Here is an 11,725-nt window from a genome sequence, read left to right as displayed (position 1 = left end):
GTATCAGTAGAGTTTTCTCTATTGATGCTTTTTTCTACGTAATGAAACTGTTAAAAGATCCCTTTTGCGTTTTCCTCATTCTGCTATTCAGCATTTTCACGATTCTTCAGTGCAACAAGCCCAATCAGCCTTTGCAGGATGATCTGGTGGAAGTAAAAAATGCAGTTTTCAAAAACAATGAACTTTTTCTTGCTCAGATTGATGAACTGATTGACCTGGTTTCCAAGGGTACCGACAATAAAACCGTTCAGAAAAAATTTGAAAGTCTCCGTCAGACCTACAAAAAAATGGAATGGGCGGTAGAATATTTTCTTCCTCACTCCGCAAGATTCATCAACGGACCAGCTTTACCGGAAATCGAAATGGCTGAGCACGTGGAAATCGAGCCGGAAGGACTTCAGGTATTGGAAGAAATGCTTTATTCTGAAGAAAAACAGAACAAAGCTGAAGTCATCAGAATACTGAAAAAGCTGACCAATAAAGGGAATACCATTAAGACTAATTTCCAGGTCATCACTGTGACCAAAGATCAGACCTTTGATGCGTTGCGACAGCAGATTTTCAGAATTTCAAGTCTGGGAATTGCAGGTTTTGACACCCCCATTTCAGGAAAGTTCCTGGAAGAAATGCCTGTTTCGCTTGAATCTTTAAAATCTGTTTTAAATTTAATTTCAACTGAAAAATCTCAAAATTCATCTTTAAAGAAAATTGTTTCGGAAATTGATCAGTCTAAACGGTTTTTAAATCTAAATAAAAATAAAAACACATTCAATTATCTTGAATTCATCAGCGTTCACCTCAACCGACTTTCTTCCCTTCTGCTTGATTTCAGAACACAAGAAAATATTCCGAATGTAGAAGTTCTGACTGCTTTACGGAAAAATGCCGGTAATTTTTACTCTAAAGATGCTTTCGATGTCAATGCTTTTGTTCCCGGAAAGCAGTATGAAATGTCTCCGGAAAAAGTACAGTTGGGCAAACAGCTTTTTAATGATAAAATTCTTTCTGAAAACAATACTAGAAGCTGTGCCACGTGTCACAACGCAGAAAAAGCATTCACCGACGGACTTGAAAAATCGATGTCGCTTGCCAACTCAAAATTGCAGAGAAATACGCCGTCATTGAATTACTCAGCATTTCAGCACGGTCAGTTCTGGGATATGCGGAAAGATGATCTGGAAGGGCAAAGCTCTGACGTGATTACGAATAAAGAAGAAATGCACGGCGATCTGCAGTCTATTATTTTGAAAATTAATCAGAATAAAAACTATCAGACCGCATTTAAAAAAATATTTAAATCTGACAAAGCCGAAGTCTGGCAGCTTCAGAATTTGCTTGCAAGCTACATCCGTTCTCTGGCGGCCTTCAATTCAGATTTTGATGAATATATGAGAGGAAATAAAAACGCCATGACCGAAAAGCAGAAGAAAGGTTTCAATCTGTTTATGGGAAAAGCACAATGCGCGATTTGTCATTTTCTACCGCTTTTCAACGGAACTGTTCCTCCCAACTATAAAAAAACGGAACAGGAAGTTTTGGGTGTAGCAGAAAATGCTTCGAACAAAAAGCTGGATTCAGATTTGGGAAGGGGAAAATTTCATGAAACCGTTGCTTTTCTTCAGAAATCATTTAAAACTCCAACCCTAAGAAATATCAGTAAAACTGCTCCTTACATGCACAACGGCGGTTACAAAACCTTGCAGGAAGTAATTGAATTTTACAACAACGGCGGCGGAAAAGGTTTTAATTTAAAAGTTGAAAACCAGACACTTTCTGATGCCAAACTGAATTTAACACAAAATGAGATCGATGAGATTATTGAGTTTCTGAATGCTTTGAACGATAAATAATCTATATTTTTTAGACACGAAATTTCTTCTAATGGAAAATAATGAACAGGTCGCTCCTACGAAGCTTCGCAAATCGCATCCCAATTTTACTATTAACAGATCGTCGCTCTACGACTTTTCAATTCGTGTCTATTTTTTTATGATTATCCTTCACTTATAAAACCTTACAGCTTGTTTGTCTTTCCGTAGGAATCTCAACACACAAAACAATTCAGTTTAGATTCCTACGGATGACAAAAATGACTGCTGATTTTGCATTATTTGAAAAAGGATAATCGTTATATTTTTTATTAAAAAAAAATTCAAAATTCAGCAAATAAAAACCCCGCAGTTTTTTTAAAAAAAGTTCAGCAGCATCTAAAAAACTCTTTACTTAAAAAAAACACCTAACAAATTCATTATTTTGTGAAATTAATAATCAGAATTCCTTTTTGGATTCTGTTTTTTATTATCTTTTCAAAAATTTTAAAAATCATTAAAATGAGAAAACTCCTATTTATTTTTGCTGTTGCGTTCATGCTTGTCAGCTGTAAAAAATCAACCGCTACAAGAACTGAAGAATTTGTGAAAATGTACAACAACACCAGCGACATGATGGTGAGAAGTGCAGGTTTTAAATCTACAAAAGCAACATCTACTCCGACAGGTGATGTGGATATTGAAATTAAAACCACTTACGCAGATACCGATGTGGAAGCCGAACTGATGAAAAATGCTATTCCCGATATCATCGGACAGGCAATTCAGGCTGAGCCGTCAGGAAAGGAACTTTTGGCGGAAGGTGTGAAATTTAACCTTAAAGTTTACAGTGCAAATGATGTGATGATGTCTGCTCAAACCATCGACAAAAACACAAAAAAAGGCAACATCGATCTTGAAGCCATTGCCAAAGGCGACAAACCGGACAGCTCACAGCTGAATGAAATTCTGAAAGTTTTCAGCAAAAGTTTACCGATTGTAGACAAAGCTTCAGGTGTAAAAATTGTTGCCATCAAAGCTGATGCAGAGAACAATATTATATATTCTGCAGAAGTTCCCGATCAGTATGCTGATGCACTTGCAACCGACGCAGCAACGCAGGTGATGAAAGACGAAATGATGAGATCTCCGGATGTAAGACAGATATTCGCTCAGACCAGCGCTATCGGTGTAAATAACATTAAATATGTTTACAGCGACAGCAAAGGCAAAAAATTAAATGAAATCACCATCAAAAGATCTGACGTAAAATAATGAATAACAGTTCTGCATGGAAAACCGTTCTTACGGTTGCACTTTGCCTTATCAGTATTATCCGCATTGCAATTACGTGTAATAAAAGTTCGCAGAGTTCGTATTCTGACACCTCTTACAACGATGTGAGTGCTTTGATGAGCCGGAATTATGAGAGACAGACGAAAGCTGCAGACGATACAGCTTCCAACAACCTTTTTTATGAAAGTTATGACAGCATCAGCCAACTCAGCGATTTTGAAAAGGAAAACTACAGCGTCATAAAACTTAAAAAAGATTCTATGATTCTGCTGGATGTTTCGTCTAAAATCAAGGTTGAATCAGGTGCTTATTTTCAGAAAAATTATGATGATACGCTCAGTCTGGCGATTAAAAAGCCTGATAACACGAGTATTTTCATGCATTCCTACGATACTGCTGATGATTTGATGACGAATTTTAAATCTGTAAAAAGGAAACTTAATGTTCAGGATCTCAAAATAAAACTTGACGATAAAGATTCGAAATTTGTCTCTTACAGTTTTGAAAACAGAGGAAAGAAAACAAATGGCTATGCGCTTTTAACATCAGACAAAGGTCATTTTACGGCTCTGGAAATTGAAAGCAACAGGCTGTCAAAAGACGATCTTGAAATAAAAGCTTTCTCCTTAATAACTGAACTTACACAATAAAAAAAACTCCCGAAAATTTTAAATTTCGGGAGTTTTGTTTTTATTAAAATTATCCTTTTAAAATCTTATCCGGCGTAATCGGTAAGTTCCTGAAACGTTTTCCAGTTGCATTGAAGATGGCGTTGGCAATCGCTGCTGCCGAACCGATAATTCCCACTTCGCCCAAACCTTTGGCGCCGCTGGCGTTGAGATTAAAATCGGGTTTGTTGATAAAATCAACTTCGATGATGGGGACATCTGCGTTCACAGAGAAATGGTATCCTGCGAGATCATCTGCTACCAAGGCACCGATGCGTTTATCAATCGTCATTTCTTCCATTAACGCCATTCCGGTTCCACCAACAACGGCACCGATCACCTGATTTTTTGCGGGCTTTTCACTGACTATTTTTCCACCGTCAACAACGCTTACGAAACGGTCGATTTTCACTTTTCCGGTCAGTTCATGTACTTTTACACGACAGAAATGTGCTGCTCCGGATGCAAATGCAAATTTTTTCTGAAGATCACCCGGTTGGGTAGTTTCTTCGACTTCAATCACCGTGAGTTGATTATCACTGAAAATTTTCTGAAAACTTACTGATGTTGATTTATTTTTAATCTGAACGACCGAATCTGTAAGCGTAATATCTGAAGATTTTAAATTTTTGAATTCAGGATTGGTCTTTGAAGCGTAATTAATCAGATTGCTTTTCAAAGTTTCAGCAATTGCATTTGAAGATGCGCTGATAGACGAAAGTCCTCGGCTTCCTCCCTGACTTGGAGCCTGCGGAAGAGTGGATTTTCCGAGATCAATTTTAATTTTGTTTAAAGGAATTCCGGTCACTTCATGAACGATATTTCGCATCGAAGTTCCCGTTCCGGTTCCGATATCGGTCATGGCGGTTTTTACAGTCACGTTTCCGTTCACATCCATTGTCAGTCCGGCACTTGCCTTACCTCCGCCGGCGGTCCACATCCCGACACCCATTCCATAACCTACAAGCCAGTCGCCTTCTTTTTTCTGTCTTGGTTTCAAGTCTCTCTGGTTCCAGCCGATTTTCGCGGCTCCTTTTTCCATACATTCTCTGACAAAATTAGTAGACCAGTCTTTTCCGGTTTCAGGATCTTTAACGTCGGATAAATTCTGAAGTCTGACAGCCAGAGGATCTTTATTCATTTTAAAACAAAGTTCATCGATAGCAGATTCCAGGGCAAAAGCTCCGGTGCATTCGCCCGGACCACGCATCCACGTTGGCGTAGACATGTTAAGCGGTACCGTTGCCATCTGAGTTTTTAAATTCTCAAAACCATAGGCCAGACGGCTAATTCTGGTAATATTTTCAAGAAAATTTTCGTAAAGTGAAGTTGTATTTTTGCTGTCGTGAATTAAACCTGTAAATTTTCCTGATGCATCAGCTCCCAGTTTGATTTTCTGCCACGACTCCGGACGGTAGCCGACCAGACAGGACATTTGAGTTCGCGTGAGCATCAGTTTAACGGGCTTATTAATTTTTTTCGCAGCCATGATCGCTAAAACAGTATTCGGCCAGACTCTCAGTCCTGAACCAAAACCGCCGCCCATAAATTCTGTGATCACTTCGATATTTTTAGGCTGGAGATCAAAAAGTTTCCCCACCGTATTCTGAACACCGTTCACGCCCTGATTCTTATCGTACAATTTTAGCCTGTCATTTCCGTTCCAGATGGCGATTGTTGCGTGCATTTCCATGGGATGATGCACCTCGCCTTCGATGTGATATTCCTGTTCGACATTAAAAGCTGAAGAATTCCAGTTTTCGGTATTTCCTCTTTCTTTCCCATCATTTTTTAAAGGAATTGAAGGATGTGTATTTTTAAAATCAACATTTGCCTTTGTCTGCTGGTATGACGTTTTCACTAAAGATGCGGCATACTGAGCTTCCTCCAGCGTTTTTGCAATCACAACGGCCACAGGCTGACCTTTAAAATAAATCGTATCTGTATGCAAAACCGGAAGACCGATTTTACTTTCTTTAATTTTCTGTTCTGATGCCAATCCGGGAACAACAGGTTTATCGGTATGTGTTAAAATCCCGAGAACGCCATCTGCAAGCATTGCATCTGCTGTATCAATGCCCGTAATTTTTCCCGATGCAACCGTACTTCCGACAATAACGGCGTAGGTTACATTTTCAGTTTTATATTCTGAGGAGTATTTGCCACGGCCGGTCACTTTAAACAAAGCTTCGGCGCGACCTTCCTTTCCTATATTGAAATCTAAATCATTATCAAAAAATGCCATATCTATTCTTTTTTTAAGGATTTAAACTATTTTGAAGTGCTGTAATCATCGCTCCGCGGAGCATTTCTTTTTTAAAACCATTATTGGAAAGTGGTTTCAAATCTTTTATTGCCAAATCTGCTGCAGCTGAAAAATTTTCTGCTGTGGGCATCTTCCCTTTCAGAAAATTTTCAGATTCATACCAACGCCACGGCTTATGAGCCACGCCACCCGACGCCAGACGGGAATCTTTAATTTTTCCGTTTTCCAGATCCAAAGCGGCGGCAACAGAAACCAGAGCAAATGCGTAAGAAGAGCGGTCTCTAAGTTTGACATAAGCATTGTTTTTACCAAAATTATTCTTCGGAATTTCAATAGCTTCAATGATGGAATTCTGAGCAAGATTGGTATCTAAATTCGGTGTATTTCCGGGAAGTCGGTGGAAGTTTTTAAACTCAATTTCTTCTTTTTTATTTTTAGAATTTCTTGTAATAACTGTTGCATCCAAAGCTGCAAGAGAAATACAGAAATCTGAAGGATGTACGGCTACGCAATCATCACTGTACCCAATCACGGCATTCATTCTGTTTTCACCTTCCTTTGCACTGCATCCCGAGCCCGGTTTTCTTTTGTTGCACGGCGTTGTAATATCATAAAAATAAGGACATCTTGTCCGCTGAAGCATATTTCCGGCACACGAAGCCATGTTTCTGATTTGAGGTGATGCTCCGGCTAAAATCGCCTTGGAAATCAGGGAATATTCTTTTAAAACATCAGCGTTTTTAGCCACTGACGAGTTTTTTGACATCGCTCCGATCCGCAGTTTCTTTTTATCTGCCTCAACAGTTGCAGATAGAACTGAATTGACATCAATAATATAATCCGGCTCCTCGATGTTTTTCTTCATTAAATCGACCAGATTGGTTCCGCCTGCGATAAATTTTGCCTTGTCATTCTTCTGCGAAACCGTTTTGGCAATATCATCTTTTCTGAAAAATTCAAATGGTCTCATCCTGCTACTTTTTGTATAGATTCTACAATTCCGTTATAAGCTCCGCATCGGCAGAGATTTCCGCTCATAAACTCTTTGATCACTTCTACCGAACCGGTATGACCCTCTTTCACACACGCTACCGCTGACATAATCTGACCCGGCGTGCAATAGCCACACTGAAAACCGTCACATTCAATAAAAGCCTTCTGCATCGGATGAAGATTTTCTCCGTTGGCAAGTCCTTCAATCGTTGTGATTTCTTTTTGCTGTGCTGTACAGGCCAGAGTAAGACAACTTAAAACTCTTTCACCGTTGATATGCACTGTACAAGCGCCGCATTGCCCATGATCACAGCCTTTTTTGGTTCCGGTAAGATCAAGATTTTCACGGAGCATATCTAAAACTGTAGTTCTTGTATCTAAATTAAGGTCGAAGTTCTGACCGTTAACTTTCATTTTCAACGGAAGAACTTTCTTCGGTGTTACGAAAAGGTTCCGCACTTTTTCGCCCGCTGCTTTGAGATGAACGGGAATTGCCGACCAGAAAACGAGCAATCCTGAAGTCATCAGGAAATTCCGGCGGCTGATTGAAGGTATTTTCATAGCTATATTTGATTTTTGATGAGAAACAATTGTTCTAAATTACGTTTTTTATTAAGGTAAAACATCTTCCTTTTTTAATTTAGAACTATATAAAATAAGTGTTTCATCGGTTTTTAAATACATTCATCACTTCAGCTTCGAAAAGACCGCTGTCATTGTTTCGCTGTCAATTTGATTCATATCGATAAGTTTCAATGATTTGACCATTTTTAAAGTGGATGTTTTATAAAATTTAAAATGGGGTGTCTGCAGATGAAACTGATACGACTCCTGATCATCATAGATTTCTAAAATCCTGATCTGAGCAGGATTTTTCTGTTCGTACATCGGGAAAATGGCAATTACACCTTTCTCTAAATTTACTGAGGCAGAAGCTTCTTCTTTCAGAATTGATCTGTATTCTTCTGAAAACCCGGGAACAATTTCTATTTCCGAAATGCGGATCATCATCTTATTTCCGACAACCGGAACAGTAGGTTTTCCGATGATTTTCCGTACTGTATTTGCCTGAGTTTTGCTCACTGATTCCTGTATCAAATCTGCCAGTTGTTCTAATTGATTATCCGTAATGCCGGTATTTTTTCCAATTCCGATATGTGATTGCAATTGAGATTCTACTCCATTTAAAGAAGCCAGAGCGGAAATTGTCACCAATTCTCTTTGCTGATAATTTAAAACATCACTCACAAAAATATCGGCAAACAAATGCTCTTTTAAAAATGCATCGATTCGCGGCGCAAATTCTCCGAATCCCGGTGCTGGTTTGGATTGTGGCGTTTTTGTAAGTGTCTCCAGTGTTTTTCTGCCTTGTTCATACTTTTCTTCAACATTATTTTCTACAATAATTTTCTTTCCTTCTATATCATTAATTCCCTTGGTTTTTCTTTCGTCGAGAACAGTTTTAAAAGTATTAATAGCATTCAAACTTCTCGGAAAACCGCAGTAAGCATACAATTGTACCAAAGCTTCTTTGATTTCATTAATCGTTAAACCCGAATCTAAACCTACATTCAACTGCACTTTCAGATTTTCAAGATTTCCAATAGCCGTTAATGAAGAAATCTTTACCAGACTTTGTTCTTTAGTATTTAAATTTTGAGTGGCTGTATTTTGCTGTGCATTCATTTTTGTAAAACTTAATGTGAGAACAAAAAGAATTATCCATTGAAAAAACTTGTTTTTGCTCATCATAGAAAATTATTTTTTGTCAGCTTCAGCGTATTCTTCATCTGAAACCGCTTCCAGCCATGTATTTTGATTAGTTTGAGGATTTCCGGTCGTAGCCAAATGCGAAAACCAACTATTTGCAGTTGCGCCGTGCCAATGTTCAACATTCGGAGCAATTTCTACAATATCTCCAGATTTCAAACGACGGGCAGGTTTTCCTCTTTCCTGATATAATCCTTCGCCACCAACCACAATCAACAATTGTCCGCCGGTGTGACTGTGCCAATTATTTCTACAGCCAGGCTCGAAAGTAACATTAGAAAGTGGAATATTCAAATCTTTATTGCCCGTCAGTGGCGCCAAATAAGATTTACCAATAAAATATTGTGCAAAAGCTGTGTTTTCTTCACCAGTCGGAAAATCACTTATTTTTGGAATGTCTGTTTTCATTTTATTTTGATTTTTTGTCTGTTGTGCGAAAGCAAATTGCCCGAACACAAGCAGAATTATGGTTAAAAAATATTTCATTTTCACTACTTCTTGTTATTAAACAAAGTTCCGTCCATTCCAGCATATCATCGTTATACTGATTACGGAATTGCCTACCATTTTTACTGATTTCATTCAAAACAAAAAAAGGTCTACCTGCAAAATGCAAATAAACCTCTGTAAATTTTATTGAAATTATCTTATTTCTTTTCTGATTCAGGCAAATCTCTCCAGGAATAATTTTTCTGAACAATTTTCCAAAAACCTTCTTAATTTGATATAGGGAAGGTTTTATTTTTAAATCAAATCTGCTTTTACAAAATCAATCTTGTCGTTTTTAAAAACAAAATCAAAACTACCGCCAATTTTACCTTCCGGAAAATCTCCAGTAAATTCTACTTCCAAATAAGCCGAATCTTCTCTGATTTCCAATTTCCTCAATTCAGTCTGAGTTCTGTAACCGATAAAATAATTTACGAAATAATCTTTTATTCCGCTGTGACCAATGAATTTTTTTCCAACTGAAGGGTCATCCAAAACAGCGTTTTGATTGTAAAACTCAAGATATTTTTCGGTGTTGTAACTGTTGCCGACTGCAATCCACTCTTTGATAAACGTTTCTATATTCATTTTAAATTTAGTTATGATAAAAACCTTGCTTAAATTGCACAGGGGTCTGATTGGTTTTATTTTTAAATAATTTATTCAAAGACTGCGGATGCTCAAAACCAAGCTGATAAGCGATTTCTGCAACCGAAAGTTGGGTTGCTGTAAGATAATCTTTTGCTTTTTCAATCAGTTTTTCGTGAATGAGCTGTTGTGCATTCTGCCCTGTCAAAGACCGAAGCATATCACTTAAATACCGTGGTGAAAGACTGAGTTCGGTTGCGAGAAACTCAACGGTTGGCAACCCTTGATTCAAGCCGTTTTCTTTATCAAAATAGACATTTAAAAGTTCTTCAATTTTCGAAAGTAAGTCATTATTCACTGCTTTTCTGGTAATGAATTGTCTGTTGTAAAAACGGTTGCTGTAATTGAGCAAAACCTCGACGTGAGAAATGATAACATCCTGGCTGAAATCGTCAATCGTATTATTCAATTCTTCCTTAATATTCTCAAAAACTGAAAATATCGTTTGCTTTTCTTTGTCCGATAAAAATAAAGCTTCGTTGGCAGAATATGAAAAGAAACCAAAGCTTTTAATATGGGTTGCCAATGAATAATTTCTGAAAAAATCAGGATGAATCAGCAAAGTCAAACCCTCGTATTCCATATCATCGGCACTCGTGGAAATGAGCTGATTGGTCGCGGTAAAAACCATTCCGCCTTCGTCGAAATCATAATAACCTTGTCCATATCCAATTTTGCCTTTCCTAGTTTTTTTGTAAGAAATTTTATAAAAATTGAACAGAAAATGTTGATTCAATAAGTCACTTTCCACAATCATATTGGTATTGTCAGTGAGGCTTATCAAAGGATGAACAGGCTTTCCGAAACCCAACATCTCGTGAAGTCTTGAGATAGAATCTACTTTTATCGGATTATTCATTTCTTCATTTTTTAATTGATTAAATCACCAAATGCCATCTGTTTCATTTCCTGAACGGCAGCTTCGGAACCGATTTCCAAACGACGGTTGTACAGCTGATTGGCAAATTCTCCCGTCACATATCGCAATTGATTTTTTCCGTCTGTGGCAGCTTCGTATACCACATCAGCTATCCATCCTACCGGTTCAAAATTATCAGGGTTCATCAGTTCAAATAATTTCTTCATACCATCTTCATAAGCCGGATGACTGGCAACGGCTAATGATTCTCCTGCAAAATTAGTTTTAATTCCGCCCGGCGCAATAGTTTTGATGCCAACATTATGCAACGCTAATTCAAACGACATACTTTCGCTCCAGCCTTCTAAAGCCCATTTTGTGGCGTGGTAAAGCGAATCCAAAGGGAAAGTCAGAAGTCCGCCAATCGATGTCGTCGTGATAAATAATCCGTTTCTGTTTTTTCTGAAATAAGGAATAAAAGCCTGAGTTACACGAATCACGCTCAGTAAATTGGTGTCCAGCTGTTTGACGATTTGTTCGTCTGTCAACGCTTCCAAAGCACCAATCAAGCCGTAACCTGCATTATTAAAAACCACATCAATGGGATGAAGTTCGATGGCCTTTTTTACGGTATCCTGAATCTGCTGTAAATTGGTAACATCTAAGGGAAGAAGTGTTACATTTTCCAGCGTCGAAAGCTCAGTTTCATTTTGTGGATTCCGCATCGTTGCGATGACGTTCCAGCCTTTCGACTGGAATAATTTCGCCGTAGCTTTTCCTAATCCTGATGATGCGCCTGTGATAAAAATTGTTTTTTGCATTGTAAATTTTCTTTAAATTTTATAATACAAATGTCTGCAGATGCGCGACCGGAAATGTTGCCAAATTGAGTTTCATTGTATCCAAAATGACGGGCGATAACCTTATA

The 11,725-nt window shown here is 38.0% G+C and carries 11 protein-coding genes; 3 read left to right on the top strand and 8 right to left on the bottom strand.

Annotated elements, in window-relative coordinates; all coding sequences use genetic code 11:
• Positions 1–41 precede the first annotated feature (41 nt).
• From ASG21_RS05800 to ASG21_RS05785, 3 genes are all read left to right on the top strand, one after another.
• The gene (locus ASG21_RS05800) at positions 42–1,850 is read left to right on the top strand and encodes a cytochrome c peroxidase (RefSeq protein WP_056076962.1); all 1,809 of its coding nucleotides are present in this window, start codon (positions 42–44) and stop codon (positions 1,848–1,850) included.
• 480 nt (positions 1,851–2,330) lie between these two features.
• Positions 2,331–3,083, top strand: coding sequence for a hypothetical protein (locus tag ASG21_RS05790; RefSeq protein WP_128414220.1), 753 nt, complete (start codon positions 2,331–2,333; stop codon positions 3,081–3,083).
• A complete protein-coding gene (locus ASG21_RS05785) occupies positions 3,083–3,754 on the top strand; it encodes a hypothetical protein (RefSeq protein ID WP_056076957.1) in 672 nt (223 codons plus the stop codon). The genes ASG21_RS05790 and ASG21_RS05785 overlap by 1 nt, the downstream gene beginning before the upstream one ends.
• Positions 3,755–3,803: 49 nt before the next feature.
• Here ASG21_RS05785 and ASG21_RS05780 read toward each other — a convergent pair whose 3' ends face one another.
• The 8 genes from ASG21_RS05780 to ASG21_RS05745 all read right to left on the bottom strand — a co-directional run bounded on the left by ASG21_RS05780 (position 3,804) and on the right by ASG21_RS05745 (position 11,618).
• Positions 3,804–6,017, bottom strand: a complete 2,214-nt coding sequence (locus tag ASG21_RS05780; RefSeq protein WP_056076955.1) for a xanthine dehydrogenase family protein molybdopterin-binding subunit — start codon at positions 6,015–6,017, stop codon at positions 3,804–3,806.
• Between the two features lie 13 nt (positions 6,018–6,030).
• Positions 6,031–7,008, bottom strand: a complete 978-nt coding sequence (locus ASG21_RS05775) for a xanthine dehydrogenase family protein subunit M (RefSeq protein ID WP_056076953.1) — start codon at positions 7,006–7,008, stop codon at positions 6,031–6,033.
• The gene (locus ASG21_RS05770) at positions 7,005–7,592 is read right to left on the bottom strand and encodes a 2Fe-2S iron-sulfur cluster-binding protein (RefSeq protein WP_056076952.1); all 588 of its coding nucleotides are present in this window, start codon (positions 7,590–7,592) and stop codon (positions 7,005–7,007) included. Before ASG21_RS05770 ends, ASG21_RS05775 begins: the two co-directional genes overlap by 4 nt.
• 126 nt (positions 7,593–7,718) lie before the next feature.
• Positions 7,719–8,717 carry a carboxymuconolactone decarboxylase family protein gene (locus ASG21_RS20565; protein WP_241773460.1) on the bottom strand — a complete coding sequence of 333 codons (999 nt, stop codon included), beginning with the start codon at positions 8,715–8,717 and terminating at the stop codon, positions 7,719–7,721.
• Between the two features lie 72 nt (positions 8,718–8,789).
• On the bottom strand, positions 8,790–9,209 hold the full coding sequence (locus tag ASG21_RS05760) for a cupin domain-containing protein (RefSeq protein WP_241773459.1): 420 nt from the start codon (positions 9,207–9,209) through the stop codon (positions 8,790–8,792).
• 336 nt (positions 9,210–9,545) lie between these two features.
• The gene (locus tag ASG21_RS05755; RefSeq protein WP_056076950.1) at positions 9,546–9,878 is read right to left on the bottom strand and encodes a nuclear transport factor 2 family protein; all 333 of its coding nucleotides are present in this window, start codon (positions 9,876–9,878) and stop codon (positions 9,546–9,548) included.
• Positions 9,879–9,885: 7 nt separating this feature from the next.
• Positions 9,886–10,797 (bottom strand): helix-turn-helix transcriptional regulator, encoded by a 912-nt coding sequence (locus ASG21_RS05750; RefSeq protein ID WP_056076948.1) that lies wholly within the window; start codon positions 10,795–10,797, stop codon positions 9,886–9,888.
• Positions 10,798–10,808: 11 nt separating this feature from the next.
• Entirely contained in the window at positions 10,809–11,618 is an 810-nt protein-coding gene (locus ASG21_RS05745) for an SDR family oxidoreductase (protein WP_056076946.1), read from the bottom strand.
• Between the last annotated feature and the right edge of the window lie 107 nt (positions 11,619–11,725).

The sequence above is a fragment of the Chryseobacterium sp. Leaf394 genome (assembly GCF_001424105.1).
Lineage (GTDB): Bacteria > Bacteroidota > Bacteroidia > Flavobacteriales > Weeksellaceae > Chryseobacterium.
This window is presented reverse-complemented; position numbering and strand designations above follow the sequence as displayed.